Source organism: Fictibacillus sp. NPDC058756, from assembly GCF_042746035.1.
Lineage (GTDB): Bacteria > Bacillota > Bacilli > Bacillales > Fictibacillaceae > Fictibacillus.
Genome location: NZ_JBHYPU010000001.1, coordinates 1,536,399 through 1,560,674 on the forward strand (window position 1 = coordinate 1,536,399; position 24,276 = coordinate 1,560,674).

26 protein-coding genes and 1 other annotated feature are annotated in these 24,276 nt (G+C 40.2%); of the genes, 20 read left to right on the forward strand and 6 right to left on the reverse strand.

All coding sequences use genetic code 11. The annotated features are described in order from the left end of the window. Positions 1-3: 3 nt before the first annotated feature. The 5 genes from lpdA to ACFW35_RS07715 all read left to right on the forward strand — a co-directional run bounded on the left by lpdA (position 4) and on the right by ACFW35_RS07715 (position 5,367). Positions 4-1,425 (forward strand): dihydrolipoyl dehydrogenase, encoded by a 1,422-nt coding sequence (gene lpdA / locus ACFW35_RS07695; protein WP_379844859.1) that lies wholly within the window; start codon positions 4-6, stop codon positions 1,423-1,425. Positions 1,426-1,438: 13 nt separating this feature from the next. Further along, positions 1,439-2,431 carry a thiamine pyrophosphate-dependent dehydrogenase E1 component subunit alpha gene (locus ACFW35_RS07700; protein WP_379834637.1) on the forward strand — a complete coding sequence of 331 codons (993 nt, stop codon included), beginning with the start codon at positions 1,439-1,441 and terminating at the stop codon, positions 2,429-2,431. Positions 2,432-2,445: 14 nt separating this feature from the next. Beyond that, on the forward strand, positions 2,446-3,429 hold the full coding sequence (locus ACFW35_RS07705) for an alpha-ketoacid dehydrogenase subunit beta (protein ID WP_066290759.1): 984 nt from the start codon (positions 2,446-2,448) through the stop codon (positions 3,427-3,429). 19 nt (positions 3,430-3,448) lie between these two features. After that, positions 3,449-4,765 (forward strand): dihydrolipoamide acetyltransferase family protein, encoded by a 1,317-nt coding sequence (locus tag ACFW35_RS07710; protein WP_379844861.1) that lies wholly within the window; start codon positions 3,449-3,451, stop codon positions 4,763-4,765. Positions 4,766-4,929: 164 nt separating this feature from the next. Further along, positions 4,930-5,367 carry a BrxA/BrxB family bacilliredoxin gene (locus tag ACFW35_RS07715; RefSeq protein WP_379844862.1) on the forward strand — a complete coding sequence of 146 codons (438 nt, stop codon included), beginning with the start codon at positions 4,930-4,932 and terminating at the stop codon, positions 5,365-5,367. Positions 5,368-5,448: 81 nt separating this feature from the next. Here the strand turns inward: ACFW35_RS07715 and ACFW35_RS07720 are convergent, their stop codons facing one another. Continuing rightward, entirely contained in the window at positions 5,449-5,886 is a 438-nt protein-coding gene (locus ACFW35_RS07720; RefSeq protein ID WP_379844864.1) for an NUDIX domain-containing protein, read from the reverse strand. Between the two features lie 126 nt (positions 5,887-6,012). Here ACFW35_RS07720 and ACFW35_RS07725 point away from each other — a divergent pair, with 126 nt between their 5' ends. From ACFW35_RS07725 to ACFW35_RS07745, 5 genes are all read left to right on the forward strand, one after another. Beyond that, the gene (locus ACFW35_RS07725; protein WP_379844865.1) at positions 6,013-6,798 is read left to right on the forward strand and encodes a transporter substrate-binding domain-containing protein; all 786 of its coding nucleotides are present in this window, start codon (positions 6,013-6,015) and stop codon (positions 6,796-6,798) included. 21 nt (positions 6,799-6,819) lie between these two features. Further along, positions 6,820-7,479 carry an amino acid ABC transporter permease gene (locus ACFW35_RS07730; protein WP_379844867.1) on the forward strand — a complete coding sequence of 220 codons (660 nt, stop codon included), beginning with the start codon at positions 6,820-6,822 and terminating at the stop codon, positions 7,477-7,479. Further along, entirely contained in the window at positions 7,472-8,185 is a 714-nt protein-coding gene (locus tag ACFW35_RS07735) for an amino acid ABC transporter ATP-binding protein (protein ID WP_379844868.1), read from the forward strand. The genes ACFW35_RS07730 and ACFW35_RS07735 overlap by 8 nt, the downstream gene beginning before the upstream one ends. 392 nt (positions 8,186-8,577) lie before the next feature. Next, positions 8,578-9,543, forward strand: coding sequence for an aromatic acid exporter family protein (locus tag ACFW35_RS07740; protein WP_379844870.1), 966 nt, complete (start codon positions 8,578-8,580; stop codon positions 9,541-9,543). Positions 9,544-9,591: 48 nt separating this feature from the next. Beyond that, a complete protein-coding gene (locus ACFW35_RS07745) occupies positions 9,592-10,092 on the forward strand; it encodes a L,D-transpeptidase (RefSeq protein WP_379834623.1) in 501 nt (166 codons plus the stop codon). A gap of 341 nt (positions 10,093-10,433) precedes the next feature. Here ACFW35_RS07745 and prli42 read toward each other — a convergent pair whose 3' ends face one another. After that, positions 10,434-10,526 (reverse strand): stressosome-associated protein Prli42, encoded by a 93-nt coding sequence (gene prli42 / locus ACFW35_RS07750; RefSeq protein WP_251320750.1) that lies wholly within the window; start codon positions 10,524-10,526, stop codon positions 10,434-10,436. 183 nt (positions 10,527-10,709) lie between these two features. Between prli42 and ACFW35_RS07755 the strand changes: the two genes are divergently transcribed. From ACFW35_RS07755 to ACFW35_RS07785, 7 genes are all read left to right on the forward strand, one after another. Further along, positions 10,710-12,350: an acyl-CoA mutase large subunit family protein gene (locus tag ACFW35_RS07755; protein ID WP_379844872.1), complete on the forward strand. Its 1,641-nt coding sequence runs from the start codon at positions 10,710-10,712 to the stop codon at positions 12,348-12,350. A 22-nt stretch (positions 12,351-12,372) separates the two neighbouring features. Beyond that, the gene (mce, locus tag ACFW35_RS07760; RefSeq protein ID WP_379844873.1) at positions 12,373-13,218 is read left to right on the forward strand and encodes a methylmalonyl-CoA epimerase; all 846 of its coding nucleotides are present in this window, start codon (positions 12,373-12,375) and stop codon (positions 13,216-13,218) included. A 2-nt stretch (positions 13,219-13,220) separates the two neighbouring features. Then, positions 13,221-14,768 (forward strand): acyl-CoA carboxylase subunit beta, encoded by a 1,548-nt coding sequence (locus ACFW35_RS07765; RefSeq protein ID WP_379844875.1) that lies wholly within the window; start codon positions 13,221-13,223, stop codon positions 14,766-14,768. 17 nt (positions 14,769-14,785) lie between these two features. Continuing rightward, positions 14,786-15,916, forward strand: coding sequence for a M20/M25/M40 family metallo-hydrolase (locus tag ACFW35_RS07770; RefSeq protein WP_379844876.1), 1,131 nt, complete (start codon positions 14,786-14,788; stop codon positions 15,914-15,916). Between the two features lie 196 nt (positions 15,917-16,112). Next, positions 16,113-16,610 carry a MarR family transcriptional regulator gene (locus ACFW35_RS07775; RefSeq protein ID WP_379844878.1) on the forward strand — a complete coding sequence of 166 codons (498 nt, stop codon included), beginning with the start codon at positions 16,113-16,115 and terminating at the stop codon, positions 16,608-16,610. An 81-nt stretch (positions 16,611-16,691) separates the two neighbouring features. Continuing rightward, positions 16,692-17,873: a DNA polymerase IV gene (locus ACFW35_RS07780; protein WP_379844880.1), complete on the forward strand. Its 1,182-nt coding sequence runs from the start codon at positions 16,692-16,694 to the stop codon at positions 17,871-17,873. A gap of 135 nt (positions 17,874-18,008) precedes the next feature. Beyond that, positions 18,009-18,533, forward strand: coding sequence for a phosphatase PAP2 family protein (locus tag ACFW35_RS07785; RefSeq protein ID WP_379844882.1), 525 nt, complete (start codon positions 18,009-18,011; stop codon positions 18,531-18,533). A 207-nt stretch (positions 18,534-18,740) separates the two neighbouring features. Here ACFW35_RS07785 and namA read toward each other — a convergent pair whose 3' ends face one another. From namA to ACFW35_RS07800, 3 genes are all read right to left on the reverse strand, one after another. After that, complete coding sequence (namA, locus tag ACFW35_RS07790) at positions 18,741-19,766, reverse strand: NADPH dehydrogenase NamA (protein ID WP_379844883.1); 1,026 nt, start codon at positions 19,764-19,766, stop codon at positions 18,741-18,743. 50 nt (positions 19,767-19,816) lie between these two features. Next, a complete protein-coding gene (locus ACFW35_RS07795) occupies positions 19,817-20,581 on the reverse strand; it encodes a glycerophosphodiester phosphodiesterase (protein ID WP_379844885.1) in 765 nt (254 codons plus the stop codon). A gap of 109 nt (positions 20,582-20,690) precedes the next feature. Further along, positions 20,691-20,870 carry a hypothetical protein gene (locus tag ACFW35_RS07800; RefSeq protein ID WP_379834606.1) on the reverse strand — a complete coding sequence of 60 codons (180 nt, stop codon included), beginning with the start codon at positions 20,868-20,870 and terminating at the stop codon, positions 20,691-20,693. A gap of 135 nt (positions 20,871-21,005) precedes the next feature. Here ACFW35_RS07800 and ACFW35_RS07805 point away from each other — a divergent pair, with 135 nt between their 5' ends. Next, positions 21,006-21,344 carry a DUF3889 domain-containing protein gene (locus tag ACFW35_RS07805; protein WP_379834604.1) on the forward strand — a complete coding sequence of 113 codons (339 nt, stop codon included), beginning with the start codon at positions 21,006-21,008 and terminating at the stop codon, positions 21,342-21,344. Positions 21,345-21,346: 2 nt separating this feature from the next. Here ACFW35_RS07805 and proC read toward each other — a convergent pair whose 3' ends face one another. Beyond that, the gene (gene proC / locus ACFW35_RS07810; RefSeq protein ID WP_379844886.1) at positions 21,347-22,165 is read right to left on the reverse strand and encodes a pyrroline-5-carboxylate reductase; all 819 of its coding nucleotides are present in this window, start codon (positions 22,163-22,165) and stop codon (positions 21,347-21,349) included. A 49-nt stretch (positions 22,166-22,214) separates the two neighbouring features. Beyond that, positions 22,215-22,425 (reverse strand) — a binding site (T-box leader). Between the two features lie 84 nt (positions 22,426-22,509). Between proC and ACFW35_RS07815 the strand changes: the two genes are divergently transcribed. Further along, the gene (locus tag ACFW35_RS07815; protein WP_379844888.1) at positions 22,510-23,487 is read left to right on the forward strand and encodes an MBL fold metallo-hydrolase; all 978 of its coding nucleotides are present in this window, start codon (positions 22,510-22,512) and stop codon (positions 23,485-23,487) included. After that, complete coding sequence (locus ACFW35_RS07820; protein ID WP_379844889.1) at positions 23,484-24,275, forward strand: SDR family NAD(P)-dependent oxidoreductase; 792 nt, start codon at positions 23,484-23,486, stop codon at positions 24,273-24,275. The genes ACFW35_RS07815 and ACFW35_RS07820 overlap by 4 nt, the downstream gene beginning before the upstream one ends. Position 24,276 lies beyond the last annotated feature (1 nt).

The window sequence follows — 24,276 nt, forward strand, 5'->3', positions numbered from 1 at the left end:
GCGATGTCAAAAGATTTTGATTTGGTCATAATGGGCGGAGGAACAGGCGGCTATGTAGCCGCCATCCGTGCTGCTCAATTAGGTAAAACGGTTGCAGTTGTTGAAAAAGGAAAGCTTGGCGGAACATGCCTGCATAGAGGCTGTATACCGAGTAAAGCTTTGTTGAGAAGTGCTGAAGTCTACAAAACAGCTAAAAAAGCTGCTGACTTTGGTGTAGATATAGAAGGATTAGGTCTTAATTTTTCAAAAATGCAAGAACGAAAGCAATCGATTGTCAATCAGCTTCATATGGGCGTCCAAAGCCTTATGAAAAAAGGTAAAATAGAAGTTTACGAGGGAACAGGACGCATTCTTGGTCCTTCTATCTTTTCTCCAATGCCTGGAACTGTGTCAGTAGAATTTAATGACGGTACAGAGAATGAAATTTTAATCCCGCATAATGTAATCGTTGCCACAGGTTCTAGACCACGTTCTTTACCTGGATTAGAGATTGACGGTAATTATGTTATGTCCAGTGATGAGGCTCTTGAGATGGAAACGCTGCCTGCTTCTATCATTATTGTTGGAGGCGGAGTAATTGGTATAGAATGGGCTTCTATGCTTAATGACCTCGGGGTTGAAGTAACTGTATTAGAATATGCAGATAGAATTGTACCTACCGAGGACGAAGAAATCTCTAAAGAAGCGGCTCGTGTGTTAAAGAAAAAAGGCATTAAACTTGTTACATCAGCAAAAGTACTTCCTGAAACATTAGAAAAAGGAAATGGCGTTATGATCTCTGCTGAACATAAAGGGGAATCGAAACAGTTTTCAGCTGAAAAAATGCTTGTTTCTGTTGGGCGTCAAGCGAATACAGAAGGCATTGGCTTAGAGAACACCACCATTAAAGTTGAAAACGGATACATTCAGACGAATGAGTATTTCCAAACTGCCGAAAGTCATATTTATGCCATTGGTGATGTCATCGGTGGCCTTCAATTGGCACATGTAGCTTCTCACGAAGGAATAACAGCTGTAGAGCACCTATGCAATTTAAAACCGGAACCGATTAATTACGACAATATCTCAAAGTGTATTTACTCGAGTCCAGAAATGGCTAGTGTAGGTCTTACAGAAAAACAAGCTAAAGATCAGGGCTTTAATGTAAAAATTGGAAAGTTTCCATTTAAAGCAATTGGAAAAGCACTAGTATACGGGGAAAGTGACGGTTTTGTAAAAATCGTAGCAGACAAAGATACAGATGATCTTCTCGGGGTACATATGATTGGTCCTCATGTTACAGATATGATCTCTGAAGCAGGGCTGGCGAAAGTACTTGATGCAACACCGTGGGAGATTGCACATACCATCCATCCGCATCCTTCTCTTTCAGAAGTTTTTGGTGAAGCTGGATTAGCAGTTGAAGGAAAAGCAATTCATTTTTAAGGAGGTAAAAACAATGGCAGAAACACGTCATGAACAATTAGGTTTAACGAATGAAGATGTTATCCATATGTTTAAAACAATGCTTTTAGCAAGAAAGATTGATGAGCGCATGTGGTTATTAAACCGCGCTGGTAAAATTCCATTTGTAATCTCATGCCAAGGCCAGGAAGCTGCACAAGTGGGTGCTGCAATGGCGCTTGATAACGAAAAAGACTATGTTTTGCCTTACTATCGTGATATGGGTGTTGTATTGCAGTTTGGAATGACTGCAAAAGATCTTATGCTTTCCGGATTTGCAAAAGCGGAAGACCCAAACAGCGGCGGGCGTCAGATGCCAGGTCACTTCGGCTCTAAAAAGCTTCGAATTGCGACAGGTTCATCTCCTGTTACTACACAAGTTCCTCACGCTGTAGGTATTGCATTAGGCGGAAGAATGGAAGGTAAAGATATTGTAACGTTTACTACGTTTGGAGAGGGATCTTCCAACCAAGGAGATTTTCATGAAGGTGCAAACTTTGCCTCTGTTCATAAACTGCCTGTTATCTTTATGTGCGAAAACAATAAGTATGCGATTTCAGTTCCAATTTCAAAACAATTGGCGTGTGTAAACGTTTCTGACCGTGCGATTGGATACGGTATGCCGGGTGTAACAGTTGACGGTAACGATCCATTGGCTGTTTATGAAGCTGTGAAAGAAGCAGCTGATCGCGGAAGACGTGGAGAAGGTCCTACACTTATTGAAACGGTTGCTTATCGTTTAACACCTCACTCTTCTGATGACGATGATCGTGCATACAGAACACGTGAAGAAGTAGAGGAAGCAAAAGCAAAAGATCCGATTCATACGTTTGCTGCATACTTAAGAGAGAATGGAATTTTAACGGAAGAGTTAGAGCAACAGATCACTGAAGATATTCAAAAAGAAGTGGATGAAGCTACAGAATACGCAGAGAACGCAAAATACGCTGATGCTGAAAGTGCGCTTCTGCATGTTTACGCAGAGTAAAGGGGGAAAACGAGATGCCGGTAATTTCATATATTGATGCTGTAACGCAAGCGATCCGCGAAGAGATGCAGCGTGATAAAAAAGTTTTCGTTGTAGGAGAAGATGTTGGGGTACGCGGAGGAGTTTTCCGTGCAACTACTGGTTTAATCGAAGAATTTGGTGAGGAAAGAGTAATTGATGCACCACTTGCAGAATCTGCAATCGCTGGCGTAGGAATAGGTGCAGCTATGTATGGCATGCGTCCGATTGCAGAGATGCAATTTGCTGATTTCATCATGCCAGCTGTAAACCAAATTGTTTCGGAAGCTGCTAAAATCCGTTATCGCTCAAATAATGACTGGTCTTGTCCTATTACGATTCGCGCTCCTTATGGCGGCGGTGTACATGGTGCTCTTTATCATTCTCAGTCAGTTGAAGCGTTGTTTGCTAATGTTCCAGGTTTAAAGATTGTTATGCCTTCAACACCTTATGACGTAAAAGGTCTATTAAAGGCAGCAATTCGCGATGAAGACCCTGTTTTATTCTTTGAACATAAGCGTGCATACCGCTTAATTAAAGGGGAAGTTCCAGAAGAAGAGTACACGTTGGAGATCGGAAAAGCAGATGTTAAACGTGAAGGTGATGACATTACGGTAATTACATATGGACTTTGTGTTCATTTCGCATTACAGGCTGCTGAAAAGTTAGAAAAAGACGGAATCTCTGCTCATATTCTGGATCTTCGTACTGTGTATCCATTGGATAAAGAAGCAATCATTGAAGCTGCTTCTAAGACCGGGAAAGTACTTCTTGTTACAGAAGATAACAAAGAAGGAAGCATCATGAGTGAAGTTGCAGCGATTATTGCTGAAAACTGCTTGTTTGAATTAGATGCACCGATTCAGCGTCTTGCTGGTCCTGATGTTCCAGCAATGCCATATGCACCGACTATGGAAAAACACTTTATGGTGAATCCTGACAAAGTAGAAAAAGCTATGAGAGATCTTGCGGCATTTTAACAAAAAGGAGGGAACTTAAATGGCTACAGAACAAATCACAATGCCTCAACTCGGGGAAAGTGTAACTGAAGGAACAATCAGTAAATGGCTCGTACAGCCTGGTGATACAGTAAAGAAATATGATCCTCTAGCTGAAGTGATGACTGATAAAGTAAACGCAGAAGTCCCTTCATCATTTAGCGGAACAATTAAAGAACTTGTTGCTGGAGAAGGAGATACTCTTTCTGTAGGTGAACTGATCTGCTATATCGATACAGAAGAAGGAAGCAGTTCCGCTGAACCTGCTCCTGCTAAAAAAGAGGAAAAAACGGCTGATACAGCGCCCGCTCCAGCGAGCAATGCAGCAGCAGCTCCTAAAAAAGATACAGCTGCAAGAGGCCGTTACTCGCCAGCTGTTGTCAGAATGGCGTCTGAGCACGGAATTGACTTGAGCCAAGTTGAAGGAACAGGACAAAGCGGAAGAATTACAAGAAAAGATCTGCAGCAGATTATCGAATCTGGTCAGATTCCAACTGCAGAAAACAAACCAGCAGCTGCATCTGCTCCAGCAGTTTCTGAAATTAAACAAGAAGCGATTGCTCAGTCAAAAGAAACTGCATCAGGCTTAAAACCAATCACTGTTGAATCTATGCCAGGCGATGTAGAAATTCCTGTAACAGGTATCCGTAAAGCGATCGCTCAAAACATGGTACGTTCAAAACACGAAGCACCGCATGCTTGGACGATGGTTGAAGTAGATGTTACAAATCTTGTGGAATACCGTAATTCTGTTAAAGGTGATTTTAAATCCAAAGAAGGCTATAACATTACTTTCTTGCCATTCTTTATTAAAGCAGTTGTAGAATCGTTAAAAGAATTCCCGCAATTGAATTCTATGTGGGCTGGAGATAAGATCATCCAGAAGAAGGATATTAATATCTCAATCGCTGTAGCTACTGATGATGCACTTTATGTGCCAGTAATCAAGAATGCAGATGAGAAGTCGATCAAGGGAATTGCTCGTGATGTTAAAGAGCTTGCTGAAAAAGTAAGAACGAATAAACTTTCAGGCGATGATATGAAAGGCGGCACGTTTACAGTAAACAATACAGGCTCTTTTGGGTCTGTTATGTCAACACCTATCATTAACTACCCGCAGGCGGCAATTCTTTCCGTTGAATCCATTGTGAAGCGTCCCGTAGTAATGAATAATGGGATGATTGCAGTACGTGATATGGTAAATCTTTGCTTGTCACTTGATCACCGTGTACTTGACGGACTTGTTTGCGGCCGTTTCTTGGCACGTGTAAAAGAACGTCTTGAAAACATGACGAAAGAAAACACATCTATTTATTAAAAAAATTTTTAAAAGTGGTTTATGCAGGTTTAAAACGGGGTAGAGTTTAACATCAACACCTCCAAACCCCATAACCCCCTAAGAAAAATGCCGTAAATGTTACGGCATTTTTCTTTTTTATATTCCTCTTATTTAGTACAATAAGAAGGAAAGGAGCTGACGAAATGAACTTTCAATTCAATTTATTTAATGATGTAGTAGAAACGGCTCGTAAAGAAATGGCTGAAGCTGGCTATACACAGCTTTTTAAGCCGGAGGATGTAGAAGAAGCATTTAGTAAAAAAGGTACAACACTTGTGATGGTTAACTCCGTTTGCGGATGTGCAGGAGGAATCGCACGTCCAGCGGCTTCATATTCAGTAAAACAAGATATTCGTCCAGACAATCTCGTTACAGTTTTTGCTGGTCAGGATAAAGAAGCAACTGAAAAAGCCCGCTCTTACTTTACAGGGTATCCTCCTTCTTCGCCTTCATTTGCTCTATTAAAAGATGGAGAGATTCAAATGATGGTTGAACGCCATGAGATTGAGGGACACGAACCAATGGAAGTCGTAAATAAATTAAGAAGCGCTTTTGAAAATTATTGCAAAAAGGAAGCGTAAAAACGGTGATAAGCTGTCTCTTATAAAAGAGGCAGCTTTTTTTTGCATTTAGAGCTCATAAATCAAGGCGCAGCCGAGGATTTATAAGCGTTCGCAGAGATTTAATGTTTTCTCTACAGCCCATAAGTGTGATGAATGAAAAAGCATTCGTTTCGCTTCACCGAGCTCCATCCACACAAGTTCATGATCATCCTCTATTGGTCGTTTTACAAATTCTCCGAAGTTACCTGCATAAAAATACCCATTATTCATTATGTGCTCATTATTTCTTGACTGAAAATATTGTTTTGCATTTCCGATGTAGCGTTCAATATACATATTAAAACCTGTTTCTTCTATGCATTCTCTCATTAGACATGACTCATGTTCTTCTGGTTTTTCCATTCCACCGCCTGGCAGAAAGCCTTTTCCATTCTGTACCATAATAGCGACTTTCTCTCCCTCAGCATCCAGAATAACAGCATAGACGGAATCTCTTTTTCGATAATCGATCCCCGGAACAACTTCGCCGAAGTCCATTGTGAATCCACCTCCCTTGAATAAAAATACATTCAGAATTATTAAAATACTTAGTTTCGAACATTTATGTGTTAATATTCATTTTAACGAATAAATATAACTACATTGTATAAGGGGATATGCAAAATGAAACGCAATTTCTTAAGCATTTATTTTATCATAATCATCGCTATTCTGGCGGGATGTGGTGCAGTAGAAGAAAAAAGTTCATCTGACACAGGAAGTGATTCTTCCGGAAAAAAATTGATCATGGCTACTTCTGCAGATTATCCGCCATATGAATTTGTTGATACAGCTCAAGGCGGAGATGTTGTAGGGTTTGATATTGATGTAGCTAATCATATTGCAAAAGAGTTAGGTTATGAAATAGAGATTAAGGATATGGACTTTAACGGCCTTATTCCAGCTTTGGACAGCGGAAAAGCAGACTTTGTCATTGCAGGAATGACACCTAATGAAGAGCGTAAAAAAACAGTTGATTTTTCAGATGAATATTATGCAGCACAGCAATTAATCGTAACAAAAGACAAATCAATCAAGTCTATTGAAGATCTTGAAGGTAAAACACTTGGAGTCCAATTAGCTTCCATTCAAGAAAAAGAAGCGGACAAGCTATTAAAAGAACATAAATTCGAAGTAGTACAACGAAACAAAGTAACTGAATTGGTGCAAGAAATGAAATCTAACCGAGTTGATGCAGCTATTATTGAAGATGCTGTAGCTTATGAGTTTTTAAAGAAAAACAAAGAACTTTCATCATTTGCTTTGCCAAATACCGATGCAGCAGGTTCAGCTATCGCATTCCCGAAAGATAGCGAACTAACTAGCGAATTTAACAAAGAGTTAAAGAAGATGAAAGAAGACGGTACTTTGGACAAACTCGTTGAAAAATGGTTCGGAGTAAAAAAATAGAAGAGAAAGAGAGTGATAGGCATGAACTTGGATTTTGCCCAGCTCGTGCCTTCTATTCCTTATATATTGTATGGAATATGGGTTACGTTGCAGTTTGTGGCGGTTTCATTAGTACTTGGTTTCTTATGGGGAACAGTACTTTCCTTATTTAAGATTGGAAAAGTAACTATACTGCGGTGGTTTGCAGATGCCTACACATCAGTCTTCAGAGGAACGCCTTTAATTTTACAAATGCTGATCATCTATTATGCAGTCCCGCAGCTGACAGGAATGGATATCGGCGCTTTTACAGCAGGTGTACTCACATTTGCATTAAATTCTGCGGCTTATATCTCAGAAATCATTCGAGCAGGGATCAATGCTGTTGATAAGGGACAAAAAGAAGCGGCGATCGCTTTAGGTGTTCCATACCGTTCTATGATGCTGAAAATTATTCTGCCTCAGGCGATGAAAAATATTTTACCTGCACTTATGAATGAATTTATTACACTTACTAAAGAATCTGCGATCGTATCCGTCATTGGAGCGCTCGATATTATGAGACGTGCTCAAATCGTTGGAGCAAGCAACTATCGCTTTTTTGAACCATTGCTGCTTGCAGGATTGATCTACTATCTGCTTGTCATGCTGTTAACCTTATCAGGACGTATGATGGAGAGGAGGCTCGCCAAAAGTGATTGATGTTAATGGATTAAGAAAAAGCTTCGGACACAATGAAGTTTTAAAAGGCATTACTACGAAGATCAGCAAAGGTGAAGTAATTGCTGTAATCGGACCTTCCGGATCTGGGAAATCAACCTTCCTTCGCTGTTTGAATCTGCTTGAAACACATAATGCCGGTTCAATCAAAATTGACGGAAAAGAGATAGGACAGCTGGAAAATAATCTCCGTAAAAAGATAGGAATGGTATTTCAGCATTTTAACCTCTTTCCTCATCTAACTGTTTTAGAAAATATCACTTTTGCACCTCAGCAAGTTTTGAAAACCAGCAAAAAAGAAGCTGAGAAATATTCACTTGAACTGCTTCAAGCTGTTGGACTTTCCGATAAAGCGAATGCTTACCCATCAAAGCTGTCAGGCGGGCAGAAACAGCGTGTTGCTATTGCCCGAGCTTTAGCCATGAACCCGGATATTATGCTCTTCGATGAACCGACTTCCGCTTTGGATCCTGAGATGGTAAAAGAAGTGCTGCAGGTAATGAAGAACCTTGTGAAAACCGGCATGACGATGGTTATCGTTACGCATGAAATGGGATTTGCCAAAGAAGTAGCAGACCGTGTTCTATTCATGGATGACGGAAGATTGGTAGAAGATGAACAGCCGGCGATATTCTTTGAAAATCCGAAAACAAAGAGAGCTCAAGTTTTCTTAGAAAAAGTGCTATAATGACGAAAGGACTTCTGTCGAGGTCCTTTTTTTATTTGGCTCATTTCTAAAAAATTGTTGCTACTGAGATTTTAAAAAGTTCTTCATGGAATGGTTAATTGGAGCGGAAGGGCGAGACTCCTCGAAAATGAAAAATCACATTTTTTTCGTGCGATGTATCGCTGTCGAAGATTTCCTTGTCCTGCAGGACGAGCGGGACAGGTGAGACCACTCAATGTACGCAGTACGGAGTGGGCTCACCGCACGCCCTGCGGTAAGCGAGCCACTGCAGCGGAAATTAACCACATTCAAAAGCAGCAATGCTTAAGAAGACAGCCTTTTATTTTTAAAAGTAATTAAAGTATTGGAATAGGGGAAAACATGAAGAAAGTAGCATGAAAGGGCGTCTATTCATGAAATTTACGATTGGATACCGGACTTTAAAAACAGCAGTTGGTGCAGGTCTTGCAATTGCTATTGCAGAATGGCTAAAGCTCGATTTTTACACGTCAGCCGGTATATTAACGATTCTTTGTATTAAAATTACGAAAAAACGCTCCGTGATCAGTTCATGGGAGCGGTTTGCGGCTTGTCTTTTAGGTATCTTGTTCGCTGCTGGCTTTTTTACTCTGATAGGCTATCATTTTTATGCTTTAACTTTGCTGCTGATCTTATTTATACCAACAACTGTAGCCTTTAATCTGAAAGAAGGCATTATCACTTCTTCAGTAATCATTTTGCATTTGTATACACTGCAGAAAATCTCCTGGTCTATTGTTCTAAACGAAGTAAGTATTATAGTCATTGGAATTGGAATGGGTCTTATTATGAATTTATACATGCCTTCGATGGAAAAGACTCTTTTAAACATGCAGAAAGAGCTGGAGACTAGATATAAGAAAATTTTTCATGAATTTCATCTTTATCTCGCTCATAACAACCATGAATGGGACGGGAAAGAAATTACAGAATGTGCAGATTTAATCTCCAATGCTAAAAGTCATGCGTTTCGTGATGTTGAAAATCATTTTTTACGTTATGAAAATCAGTATTATCACTATTTTAAAATGAGAGAAAAACAATTTGAGATCATTCAGCGAATGCTTCCCATCCTATCTTCCATTGATAAAACATATATTCAAGGAGAAAAATTAGGAGAGTTCTTCGAGCGTCTTGGTGCAGCAGTTCATCCAGGCAATACCGCAGCATTATTTTTAGATGATCTTGAAAGAATACGCCAGGAATTTCGGGAGATGCATCTGCCAAAAGACAGACAGGAATTTGAAACACGGTCTAAATTGTATCAATTGCTTCAAGATATAGAAGATTATTTGCTCATCAAAAAAAGGTTCAAAATAAATGACGGTCCAAATTCATGAGAAACCCTGTAATAACAAATACTAAGTAAAAAAGACAGGGTGGATGCCATGATAAACTTCAAAATTGTTTTTCTTTTGTTTTTATCACCTATGTGGCCATTAGGAAATGCCGAAGACCTCGGTGACCCATATGTAATTGTTAACAAAACCAGCAACAGATTGGCTTTTATAGAAGAAGGAAAAGTAACAGAAGTCTATAAAGTGGCGACAGGTAAATCGAGTGAATTAACACCAGAGGGACAATTTACAATCACAGTAAAGGCTGTAGATCCTTATTATCGCAAAAAAGATATTCCAGGAGGGGACAAATCCAATCCGCTCGGAACACGATGGATTGGGTTTGATGCAAATAACACCGACGGACGTACTTTTGGGATTCACGGAAACAATAACCCTTCCTCCATTGGAAGGTTCGTAACAGCGGGCTGTATCAGGATGTATGAAAAAGACGTACAAAAAATTTATAGCAAAATTAAAATAGGCACTAAGATTAAAGTCATTTCAACCGATAAGAGCTTTCAAGAATATATGAAAGAACGCTCGGAATAAACGAACAAACCCCAGTCAGCTGACTGGGGTTTTAATTTTATGTAAGGCTTTTCTCTAAAACTTTGTTGCTTTATAAGATTTTTTTCATTTCTCTTCTTTGATTAGTTGATTGGAGCGCAAGGTGCGTGCCTACTACTTGAGTACTCTTCTCGCTAGGCATGCGACGAGGAAGCCCGCTTCGATAGGATTTCTAGAAGACGCAGGAGCACACATGCTTCCTATTATGTGAGACCTCATATGCTTACATACCGGGAGGCTCACCCCACACCCGCGGAAAGCGAGCATCCTGGAGCGGAAATCAACCCTTCCAAGAGCAACAGTGTTTAGAGAAAACATCCTGATTATAAGAACAATGCTACTCCAGTAAGCAGACTGCTTAATACAAGAGAAATAATCATAATATATACAATCGTTTTCATCATTTTTTGAGACACAACAGATTCCCTCCCATAGCTTTTCCTATTTAATTGTATCGTTTTTGCAAATGAGAAACAAGAATTCTATAAACAGACCTTGCAATTTTCGTCGAAAATTTGCGGATTCAAGCAGGAAAAAGCGCTTTCAAAACGAAAGATATTATGTTGAGAATATTTTTCTTTGTTAACAGGAGGCCTCTAATGGATAAACAACAGCGTTTAAAGAACTGGCAAGAAAAAACTGAGCAGTCAACGAATAGATTTCCCGAACGAAAAGAACGGTTTCATACATCATCTGATATTGAAATTAAACGCCTTTATGGTGCTGAGGAAGAAAACTATCCTTTTGATACTTTAGGGCTCCCTGGAGAATATCCATATACACGCGGATCTCAATCTACAATGTATCGGGCTCGTTTTTGGACGATGAGACAATATGCAGGATTCGGTTCCGCAGAAGAGACGAATAAACGATTTCGCTATTTATTAGAGCAAGGTCAGACAGGTCTTTCTGTTGCTTTTGATCTGCCGACCCAGATCGGCTATGACTCAGATCATCCGATGGCACGCGGTGAAGTAGGTAAAGTAGGAGTGGCTATCGACTCATTGGAGGATATGGAAGCTCTATTAAAAGATATACCGCTTGATAAAGTCAGTACTTCCATGACGATCAACGCGCCTGCGTCAGTACTGCTCGCTATGTATATAGCAGTTGCCCAAAAGCAAGGTGTAGAGGCAGATAAGCTATCTGGAACCATTCAAAATGACATTTTAAAAGAGTATATTGCCCGCGGGACTTACATTTTTCCGCCAAAGCCGTCAATGCGCTTAATTACTGATATTTTTGCCTATTGTCAGTCACATGTACCAAAATGGAACACGATCAGCATATCTGGCTATCATATACGAGAAGCAGGAGCCAATGCGGCTCAGGAGCTGGCATTTACGATCGCTAATGGTCTTGCATATGTCGATGCAGCACTGGAAGCTGGTCTAAAGATTGATGACTTTGCACCGCGTTTAGCATTTTTCTTTAATGCTCATAATCAATTTTTTGAAGAAGCTGCTAAATTCAGAGCAGCACGAAGAATGTGGGCAAAATTAATGAAAGAACGTTATGGAGCAAAAAATCCGAAATCATGGCAGCTTCGGTTTCATACACAAACAGGCGGCTCCACTCTAACAGCTCAGCAGCCCGATAATAATATTGTCAGAGTTACGACACAAGCATTGTCTGCCGTACTTGGTGGAACGCAAAGTCTGCATACAAATTCAAGAGATGAGGCGCTTGCCCTTCCAACAGAAGAATCAGCAAGAATAGCTCTTCGGACACAGCAGATTCTAGCACATGAAACAGGTGTGGCAGATACGGTAGATCCTCTTGCTGGTTCGTATTATGTGGAAAGTCTTACAGATGAACTGGAAAGCAAAGCAAACGAGTATCTGAATAAGATTGAGCAGATGGGCGGAGCAGTTTCAGCTGTTGAACAAGGATATATGCAGCGTGAGATTCACCACACTTCCTATGAAACCCAGAAGAAAATTGAAAATGGCCAGGAAATTATCGTTGGCATGAACAAATTCACGATTGATAATGAGCCTCAGCCAGAGCTTTTAAGGGTAGATCCTGAATTAGGTGAAAAACAGAAAGAAAAACTTAAAGCATTAAAGTCTGATAGAGACCAGGACCGAGTGAGCGCTCAGTTGGAGATGCTGCGATCGGCCGCAAAAGGTCAAGACAACTTAATGCCTGTCATTTTAGAGTGTGTTAAATCCTATTGTACTGTGGGAGAAATATGCAGTGTCCTTCGTGAGGAATTTGGAGAATATACCGGCGTCTAAGAAATAGAAGGAGTGGAGAGAGATGAAAAAAACAATCCGTGTATTAATTGCGAAACCAGGACTGGATGGTCACGATCGAGGTGCCCTCGTAATATCTCAGGCACTTAGAGATTACGGAATGGAAGTTATCTATACAGGCTTAAGACAAACACCAGAACAGATTGCGTCTGCAGCTATACAGGAAGATGTGGATGCTATTGGGTTGTCTTGTCTTTCTGGTGCACATAACGAACTCTTTCCAGAAGTGATGCGTCTTCTTCAAGAGAGAGGAGCAGATGATATCATTGTCGTGGGCGGAGGTGTCATTCCATGGGAAGACATTCCTTTCTTAGAGTCAAAGGGAATTAAAAAAGTATTTACCCCTGGAACACCGACTATAGAAACGGCTAAATTTATTGAGAAAACGGTTTTTGACCGCGATGGGATATCTACTTCTAAAGTTTCCGCAACACCGCCTGAAAGAATCGATCATATTGGCATTGCTGTATCTTCACTAGACGAAACACTGCCTTTTTATGTTAACCAACTAGGACTTACTCTTGAAGCGATCGAAGAGGTTCCTTCACAAAGAGTAAAGGTGGCTTTTATTAAAATTGGGGAAACACGGCTTGAATTATTAGAAGCAATGTCTGATGACAGCCCGATCGCTCAATTCATTGAGAAGCGGGGTCAGGGAGTACATCATGTCGCTTTAGGAGTTTCAAATATTCAGAGCCGTATAGAGGAAATGAAATCTAATGGCATCAAAATGATTAATGAAGCTCCTGTTATTGGTGCAGGAGGGGCTCAAGTTGCATTTATGCATCCTTCTTCTTCCCATAAAGTGCTGTTCGAACTTTGTGAAAAGAGTAAAAAGGAGGAAGCTTAAAAATGGACATCTATGAAAAGATAAATGAACTTTACGATAAGAAGACTGAGATTGAACTAGGCGGGGGAGATGACCGCATTGATAAGCAGCATGAGCGGGGAAAACTGACAGCACGTGAACGGATCGATATTTTATTGGATGAAGATACTTTTGTTGAACTTAACCCTTTTATGGAACACCGCACTCATGACTTCGGGCTTTCCGGTATGAAAGCACCAGGCGAAGGGGTTGTAACAGGCTATGGAAAAATACATGGCCGTCCTGTTTACTTATTCGCACAGGATTTCACCGTGTTTGGCGGTGCGCTAGGTGAGATGCATGCAAAAAAAATAGCCGCCGTGATGGACCTTGCCGCTAAGAACGGAACTCCTTTTATAGGGCTTAATGATTCGGGCGGTGCACGAATTCAGGAAGGTGTTATGTCACTTGATGGCTATGGGCATATCTTTTATAGAAACAGCATCTACTCAGGAGTAATTCCGCAGATTTCTGTTATTATGGGGCCTTGTGCAGGGGGCGCAGTATATTCACCAGCGATTACCGATTTTGTTTTCATGGTTGAAAAGACAAGTCAGATGTTTATCACCGGCCCAAAGGTAATTGAAACGGTAACAGGAGAGAAAATCTCTTCTGAGGATTTAGGCGGCGCTGAAGTCCATGGATCTAAAAGCGGGAACGCGCACTTTACTGCACCATCTGAAGCTGAAGTACTAGAAGATGTTAGAAGATTAATTTCATATCTTCCGCAGAATAATAAAGAGAAGACGCCTGTATTGCCTTGGGGCGATGAAAAAGATTACCGTCCTGAACTTACTGAAATCATTCCTTTTGATTCAACAAGACCTTATGATGTCAGAACGGTCATAAATGAAGTTGTGGATAAAGATTCGTTTATGGAAGTGCATGCTCAATTCGCAAAAAATATAGTTGTAGGTTTTGCAAGAATCAAGGGTGAAGTGATAGGATTAGTATGTAATCAGCCAAAAGTCATGGCTGGAGGACTTGATATTGATTCATCTGATAAAGCATCACGTTTTATACGGTTATGTGATTCATTCAACATTCCGATCATCACATTTGAAGATGTGACCGGATTTTTCCCTGGAGTTAAACAAGAACACGGTGGAATTATAAGGCACGGAGCAAAAATTTTATACGCGTATTCGGAAGCTACTGTTCCGAAGATCACGATTATTCTTCGTAAAGCATATGGCGGAGCATATGTTGCACTCAATAGTAAATCTATCGGTGCAGATTTGGTTTTCGCTTGGCCGAACGCTGAGATTGCAGTAATGGGACCTCAGGGAGCTGCCAATATTATCTTCGCTAGAGAAATAGAAAACAGTGAAGACCCTGAGAAAACGAGAGCAGCAAAAATTGAAGAGTACCGCACGAAGTTTGCTAATCCTTATATTGCAGCTGCAAATGGGATGGTTGATGATGTAATTGATCCAAGAGAAACAAGAATCAAGTGTATTCAGGCGTTGGACATGCTGCGCAACAAGAAAGAAGACAGACCTTACAAAAAGCATGGAAATATACCACTATAAGAAACGAGGGAATACATATGGTAAACGCGGATCGTTTATTAAACGAGTTTTTAGAGCTTGTTCAAATTGATTCTGAAACAAGATATGAAAAAGAAATTTCAATCGTACTTAAGAAAAAGTTTGAAGAGCTTGGAGTTGAAGTATATGAAGATGATGCTGAATCTAAAACAGATCATGCAGCTGGAAATTTGATCTGTACGTTAAAAGGCAACAAAGAGGGAGTGGATACAATTTATTTCACTTCTCATATGGATACGGTAACTCCAGGTAAAGGGATCAAGCCTTCTATCAAAGACGGCTATGTTGTAACAGACGGTACAACAATCCTTGGCGCAGATGATAAAGCGGGTCTGGCTGCTATGTTTGAAGCGATTAAAGTTCTAAAAGAAAAAAATATCTCTCATGGCGATATTCAGTTCATCATCACAGTTGGTGAGGAATCCGGCTTAGTAGGGGCAAAAGCAATGGACGCTTCCAAAATTACAGCAAAATACGGGTTTGCGCTAGATAGTGACGGACCTGTTGGCGATATTATTGTAGCCGCTCCTACACAGGCAAAAGTACGAGCAACGATCTACGGTAAATCTGCACATGCTGGTGTTGCGCCTGAAAAAGGTGTCTCAGCTATAACAATTGCTGCAAAAGCGATTTCACGCATGCCCCTTGGCAGAATTGATGAAGAAACAACAGCAAACATCGGGCACTTCCATGGCGGAGGTCACGGTGAACAAACAAATATCGTTTGCGACACTGTATTTGTTTTAGCAGAAGCGCGCTCTTTGATTCATGAAAAGATGGAAGCACAAACTCAAAAGATGAGAGAAGCCTATGAATCTGCTGCTGCTGAATTGGGCGGACGTGCTGAAGTTAAGGTTGAAGTGATGTACCCTGGATTTAAGTTTAGTGATGGAGACCATGTTGTTGAAATTGCTAAAAAAGCAGCTGAGAAAATAGGACGCCCGCATAGACTTCTTCATAGCGGCGGCGGAAGTGATGCCAACATAATCGCCGGTCACGGGATCCCGACCGTAAACCTTGCTGTTGGTTATGAGGAAATTCATACAACAAATGAAAGAATGCCTCTTGAAGAACTGACAAAAACTGCAGAAATGGTACTTGCAGTAATTGAAGTTGCTTCTGAAAATTAAATGAAATGACGAAACTTGGCGAATTTTCGCCAAGTTTTTGTTTATATATAGGTCAGGATGCCTGTTTTTGTCATAAAAATTAACAAATTGATCTTTTAAAGTTGACAGTCTATTTAAGCATTATGTAAGATGTTTTTATCATGTAAAAGAAAATATTGGTAATTATTTAAAATCTTATTTCGGGGGAGGAAATGGGATGAGTCAGTTATCGGAAATGCATATAATGGTTAATTATATGCGTGGTGTGTATAAAGTCCTGGAAGAGGACTGGCAGAAATCCGCAAAAGCAATCGGATTAACACAAGCAGAACAGCATATTTTATGGATTGTTTCTCTTGAAGAGGATATTACAATCTCTAAGATCGCCTATTATGGATTATGGGATGTTTCTACTGTAATGCAGGTGATTAAACGGTTAAAAGACAAAGGTCTCGTCACACTAGAGAAAAAGAATGATGACCGCCGTATCTCTTATGTTTATTTAACTGAAAAAGGTGTTGAAAAACATAAAGAATCAACAAGCTTCAACTGCCAAATATATGGTTTCCTGCAAAAGTGGCTCGAAGATGGAGACAAACGAGAGTTTTATCGGGATCTTATTCAATTACATAAGGATTTAAATAAGCATTTTCATGGCGAAGAATTTGTTGATTGGGTTGAGGATACTGGAAAAAGATTGCATGAGGCAAGGTAGATACCTTGTCTTTTTCTTTTGTTTTTAAAGCTCATTCGCTAACATATACTAATAAACATAGTTTCGAAAAAAGGAGTTTTCATGTTGTATCAATCCCCTACGCCAAAGAGAAGAATCATTTTTCATGTAGACATGAACAGCTTCTATGCATCTGTTGAAATGGCAGAAAACCCAGATCTGCGTGGAAAACCGCTTGCTGTGGCAGGTAATGTGGAGGAACGTAAAGGGATTATCGTAACCTGCAGCTATGAAGCAAGAGAAAAAGGAGTCAAGACGACAATGCCGCTTTGGCAGGCTAGAAAGCTATGTCCAAACCTGATTGTTGTTCCGCCTGACTTTGAAACGTATAAAAGTTATTCGTCGAGAATGTTTCAGCTTCTGCAAGAATATACAGAATGGGTTGAACCTGTTTCAATTGATGAAGGCTATATGGATGTGACTGATTGCACAAAGCCGTTAGAGGCAGCTGAAGAAATTCAGAACAGGCTTTTGAATGAGTTGAATCTACCTTGCTCGATTGGTATCGGACCTAATAAATTTCTGGCTAAAATGGCTTCCGATATGAAAAAGCCGCTAGGTATCACCGTTCTAAGAAAAAGAGATCTTGCTAAAAAACTATGGCCGTTACAAGTAGGAGATCTGCATGGCATCGGAAAGAAAACAGAAGAAAAACTAAATAAGTACGGAATTATTACTGTTAAAGACTTAGCCGAAGCGGCAGATTATGAACTTAAACAGCGTTTTGGCATCAATGGACTTAAAATGAAGGAAAGAGCCAACGGCATTGATCCGCGGCCCGTCGATCCAAGTTCTGCAAGTGATTATCGTTCAATCGGAAGTTCCACAACATTAAGTGAGGATATTATAAGCACAGGTGAAGCAGAACCGGTTTTTAAAAGACTCGCCGAAAAAGTAATGACGCGTCTAAAGACAAAAGGATATGTAGCATTAACTATTGCCATCACAATTAGATACAGTGACAGGAAAACAATTACACGCAGTAAGATGCTTCTAAATGCAACTCAAGATCAGCATGAAATTTCAAAAACTGCCTTACATTTGTTTAAGCAGCACTGGAACAGAGAACCGGTAAGACTATTAGGAATAACTGCAACAGAGGTTGTGGAAAGAGAGAATGCTACTTATCAGCTCGATCTATTCTCAGTTGAAAAAAATGAAAAAGAAGCTTTACTGCATGACGTTCTATCATCTATCGAAAGAAAACATGGTGAAGGAATAATAAAAAGGGGAAAAAATAAATAGGAGCTGGAAATTTTAATGACCTTTAATAGCAGCGTGAAAAGAACATTCATTTTAATTACAGTTTTTATGGTTTTCTTTATGATGTTCCCCTATCTGTATCACAAGCCATTTATAGAAGCCGTGGATGTGTGGTCGATGAAGAATGTATCGGACTTGCATCAGTCACGATTAAACTCATTCTTTATATTTATTACTGATGCAGCTTCTCGGCCGTACCAATATGGAGTCTTGATTTTCTTTTCAGTAATTTGGCTATTAGCTGAAAGGAAATGGAGAGAGCCGCTAGTTTTGTCGATATGTTTGATCGGGGTGAGATACGGAAACCATTGGTTTAAGATATCGTTTGAGAGGATCAGACCCGAATTTGACCGTGTAATTGAAATAACAGGCTATAGCTTCCCGAGCGGCCATGCGATGATCTCTATTGCTTTTTTTGGAATGCTATCATACTTGCTTGTTCAAAATTATTCATTTCTGCAACCCTATAAAAAAATAATTTATATCATTACGGGCTTATTTATTTTTATGGTGGGCTTCAGCCGTGTTTATTTAGGTGTACACTATCCAACCGATGTGTTTGGAGGTTATCTTGCAGGCGGAACGTGGCTGCTAGTATGTGTTTTGTTTTATAAATGGTTAAAGATTAGATGGAGCGGCTGAAAGTTGAAGAGTTTGATGCTGCAGCATATTGAGATTTGTCGACTCGTGGTTTTTTAGTGATTTTTTCGTGGAATTTTGTTTGCCTTTCGTGGGATGATTTAAATTAACGTGGGATTAATGAAATTCTGGTCTTCTCACACATAAAAACTGGCATCTCACCCTGCTAACTCGGTGTGGATGCCAGTTTTCTTATCTTCTTACACTCATTTACCAGCCGCGCTCATACTGTTTCGGGCTCTGGATGTCGATTCCTAGATCTACGGCTGCTGATCGTGGCCAATAAGGATCTCTTAAAAACTCACGGCCGATAAAGATTAAGTCTGCTCTCTGGTTTCGCAGAATCTCTTCTGCTTGGCGTCCTGTTGTAATTAATCCAACAGCAGCTGTAGCGATATCCGCAGAGTTCCTAATCTTTTCTGCAAAAGGTACTTGATAGCCTGGGTATACATTAATTTTGGCTGGAACAACTGCGCCGGAGCTGCAGTCGATCAAATCGATTCCATCCTCTTTCATCCAGGAAGCATAGGTTACAAAGTCTTCTGGAGAGTTTCCTTCAGGATGATAGTCATTTGCTGAAATCCTTACAAATAGCGGTCCGTCCCATTCAAGTCTCATCGCAGCAATGATTTCCTGCAGGAAACGGTATCTTTTTTGCTGATTCCCGCCATAAGAATCTGTCCTTCTATTAGATAACGGAGACAGGAATTCGTTAATCAAATATCCGTGAGCTCCGTGGATCTCTATGACATCAAATCCTGCAGTCTTAGCTCTTTTTGCTGCAGCTCTAAATTGATTTACAGTTTCTTCAATTTGCTCCAGAGTCATTTCTTCCGGAGTTTTCATTTTATCCGAAAACGCAATAGCTGAAGGTGCGATAATCGGTCCGTCAATCATTGCTTTACGGCCAGCATGCGCAATTTGAATGGCAGCTTTAGAGCCATTTTCGTGAATAGACTTTACAAGAGAAGACAGCCCTTCAATATGACTGTCATCCCAGATACCGAGGTCTTCTGGACTGATTCTCCCTTGAGGACTTACAGCTGCTGCTTCAGTCATGATTAGACCGGTCTGTCCAACTGCTCTGGACGTGTAATGAGTCATATGCCATGGTGTTACCATTCCATCTTGTTCGTAGCATGAATACATGCACATAGGTGACATAACAATACGGTTTTTTAAAGTGACACCCCGGATCGAATAGGGTTCAAATAATAACGGTTGAATAATAAACATCTCCTTTATCTGCTAAAAAGAAACTTTAGTTTCATTCATTGTAAAACGAATTACCACCATTTTTGAAGAAATCTGCCTTTTGGAGCTGGTCCATCACCATTCCTTACATTTCTTGCGATTATTGGATAATCGGTAATAATCGCTTCGATCCCCCATTCAAACAGGTATGCCATCCACTTTTGGCTGTTTACCGTATAAGGACGTATCGGTATATTATGTCGTTTAAATCCCTCCAAAATGTATGGATGAAGTGACTTGTAATTTGGATGAGCGGATTGTGAACATACTGCTCTAACATACTCCCAAGGTTCAAAAATACCTGAAGAATAAAGCGGTGCTGTTTCTATGTACGGGTTCATCTTCCTGATTTTCACCAGGCTGTAATGATTAAACGATGAAATGACCGTCCGTTTCTCCATTCCATATTGGTGCAGGAGCTGCAATGTCTTTTCTTCAAGACCGCTGTATTCTATCACGTTATTTTTCAACTCTATATTAAGAAGCATGGGCAAGGGTGCGATCCATTCTAAAAACATTTGCAGTGATGGAACATGTTCACTGCCAAACTTCTTTGAAAGCCAGCTTCCCGCATCAATCTTCGTAAGTTCTTCATATGTAAAATCTGCAACATTGCCTTTTGTATTGGTAGTCCGATCGAGTTTTTCATCATGAATAATAACAGGAACACCGTCTTTTGAGAGCTGTACATCGAGCTCGATGCCATCTGCGCCGTCTTCAAAAGCTTTTTTAAATGCTGCCATCGTATTCTCAGGACAATCTTTGCTTGAACCTCTATGGGCAAAAATATAAGTCATTTAAATGAGCACCTTCCTCGACAGTTCATTTTAGTTATAGATAGTATAGGCGAAAATAATTGGCAAGGGAAATAAAATAAACCCCTCCTGTCGCAAGGAGGGGGGATGGTTATTTTCGGCGTTTTGACCGTTTTTTTGTTTCTTCTCTTTTATGTTCTTCAACGTTGGCACCTTTTTCAGTAAGCCAGCGGATAAAAACCAGCTCTTTTTCTGTAAGAGATCGTTTCGTGAACTTTTCAAACTGAATGCGCAATTCAAGGTATCTTTGGGAAATTTCCGTTTCTACCACATAAATCCCTCCCTAAATCTAGCTCTTCTTTAAATGATAAGAGTGAGGGACTGGGCTTGTCAATTTTTTCTAATCGGCAATTTTCGCAGAAAAATAAGGGATTTTGAATAAAATAAACAAAAGGAGCTGATTGAAATGAAAATTTTTCTTAAATTATTTCCGCTGCTGTTAGCCGGGATTCTGATATCTTCGTATATTACACCCGCTGTACACGCGGCATATCCTGGCATGCAGGAGCCAGCCTATGCAAAATGGGGAAGACTGGCTGTTTTTGAAACCGGAAAACGCTATCCGGATTACGATATCGTTGATTATTTATATATGGGTCGAAATTTAGCTCAAAACGAAGATATTGTCGAAAAGTTTAAGCTGTGGCTCAAAAAAGGTTCCTCTGAAAAAGGAGTTATTATAACCATTACACTGACTCCTAATGGTGTATTTAAAACAATAGCCTTTCAAGAAACTGACCGTTAGATTTATTTAATATTACCTAATTCTTCAGATCGTCTTACTGCTTTCTTAATACAAGCTAAGAAAGCATCGTGTACTTGGTATTGATCCAGCTTTCCTATACCCGCTTCAGTTGTTCCGCCAGGGCTTGTTACTTTTTTTCGGAGTTCTATTGGAGATTCTGATGTGTTCTTTAGCATAAGAGAAGCGCCGAGGAGTGTTTGAGAAATTAATGTTTTGGCCTCTTCATGGGACAGGCTTAATTCCTCAGCCGCTTTTTGCATCGCTTCCGCAATATAATAAATATAAGCGGGACCGCTGCCAGATAGGCCAGTAACGATATGAAGCTTATCTTCTGGCACAAGTGTTACGGTTCCGATCGTTTCAAAAAGCTCAACAGCTTTTTGTACGTGAACATCTGAAGCAAATATACCTTTGGAAAGAGCGGTTGCAGAATATCCGATTGATGCTGATGTATTAGGCATGGCCCGGAGTACAGGATTTTCATTATTCGTCCATTCTGTAATGGTTCCTGTTGATATTCCTGCCATAACAGAAATAATGAGCTGTTCTTTCTGTATAAAAGGTTCAAGACTTTTGACAGCTTGCGAAGCATCCTTCGGCTTAACAGCTAAAATGATAATTTCAGCATCTGATACTGCTTCCTTTATAGTTGGAGCAGGGATTACACCGTATTTTGTCTGAAGCTCTTTAAGCCTCTCAGAATTGCTGCTGTTTTTAATCGTGATAAGATTTGCTTGCCATTTATTTGTTTTAATAAGCCCTTCCATAATCGCTTCAGCCATAGCACCTGCACCAATAAATGTGATTTTTTCTTTTTTCACGACAGATCCCTCCCTCAAATTTGAGTATAAAAAAACTCCCTAGTCCTGTTAAAAGGACGGATGGGAGTGATCCGTGGTACCACCTTTATTGGCAAAAGTTCTTGCCCGCTCGAAACGCCTGTATCGCAGGACTGCGCTGGATTTCTCCAGGTGCTCTGAGGGCAGGTTCAGCATTTCCTTTTCCGGTGAAATCTTGCAGCCTTCGGATTCCACTCTCTGATCGGGGGAGAATACTTACTGATCCCTTTCAACGCAAATTATATTATCCAAATCTTTTATATTTTAAAAAACATTATGCTATGATTTCTATATGTATGTCAACAAGTAATTATTTGGAGGAAATCATGACAAAAGCTGCAACTATTATTCCGATTACCCTGCCTACACCATTTGATGTGGGTCCTGTCAATTGCTGCCTCCTTATAGGTGATGCGGTTACTCTTATCGATTCTGGTCCAAGGACCGATGAAGCAAGAGAGGTCCTTTTATCTTCTTTAAAAGAAAACAGACTCTCATTTAAAGATTTGGATCAATACATATGCACACATTATCATCCTGATCATGCTGGCCTCTCTAAAGAAATTCAGCAGGCAGGTGTGGATACGCTGACGCTCAAAGAAGCTGTTCCTTATGTCAGCGGCGACAGCGATTTTTTGAAATGGGCTGATTCATTCTATATAGACCTTTATCGTTCTTTTGGTGTGCCAGATTCATTAGGAAGGCTGGAACTATTGAAACTGAAAAAATACCGTGAGTTTATTACTCCTTTCATGCCTGATCTGACACCATTGCCTGGGGAAAGTGTTCCTGGACATGAAGGTTTTGTTTTCTTAAAAACGCCGGGACATGCTCCTGATCATTTATCTCTTTACAATGAGGTGCAAGGTGTTTTTATTGGCGGAGATGTTCTTTTGCCGCATATTTCATCAAATGCACTCCTTGAACCGCCGGCACTTCATGAAAAAGACCGGCCAAAAACTTTGCTTCAGTACCGTGAGACACTTCAAAATCTATTAACGTTAAATCTTCAAACGGTTTATCCTGGGCATGGCGAGCCTTTTGAAAATGCACATGAATTAATACGTAAAAGACTGCACGATCAGAACGAGCGTGCAAAAGCCATTGAAAAGCTGTTAAATGATGAGCCATTAACTGTATTTGAATTGTGTGTCCGTCTTTTTCCAAAGCTGTACGAAAAGCAGCTTGGTTTAGTCGTATCTGAAGTATCAGGCCATCTTGACCTTCTTCAAGAAGAGGGAAGAATTATAAAAGCAGAAGAAGAAGGGCTATTTTATTTTAGACAGACAGGAGCAGTTCGATGAGTACACTAAAAAATAAAGTGGTTGCGATTACAGGAGCTTCAGGCGGACTCGGAGCACACCTTGCGCTGGATGCTGCGAAAAAGGGGGCTTTGCCAGTATTGTTCGCAAGAAGGGAAGACCAGTTGAAAATCGTTCAGGATACAATTATTAAAGAAACTGGAATTAAAGCCCCTTTCTATACATTGGATGTTTCTGACCCTGATAGCGTTGAGAAAGTTTTTACCCGAGTTTTAATTGATCAAAAAAACGTACATATTTTAGTTAATAATGCTGGCTTTGGAGTCTTTGAGGAATTTGCAGATGCTCCCTGGAAGAATATTGAGGGGATGTTCTCTACAAATGTTTTAGGCTTGATGGCATGTACTCGTGCGGTCCTGCCGCATATGCTCCAGAGAGGCAGCGGGCACATCATCAATATCGCATCACAAGCTGGAAAGATTTCAACACCAAAATCAAGTGTGTATGCAGCAACAAAACATGCAGTTCTTGGCTTCTCCAACGGACTGCGTCTTGAAGTAGCGCATAAAGGAGTTCATATAACAACAGTTAATCCAGGCCCGATCGCTACCGATTTTTTCACGCTTGCTGACAAATCGGGCAACTATGTAAAAAATATTCAAAAGTTTATGCTTCAGCCTTCTCACGTTTCACAAAAGATCTTAAAGGCTATGCAGCGTCCTGTACGTGAGATTAATCTGCCATGGTGGATGAATATTGGCAGTACAGCTTATCAAGTTATGCCGCGATTAGTGGAAAAACTCGGGGGAAAGTCATTCCGGCAAAAGTAGG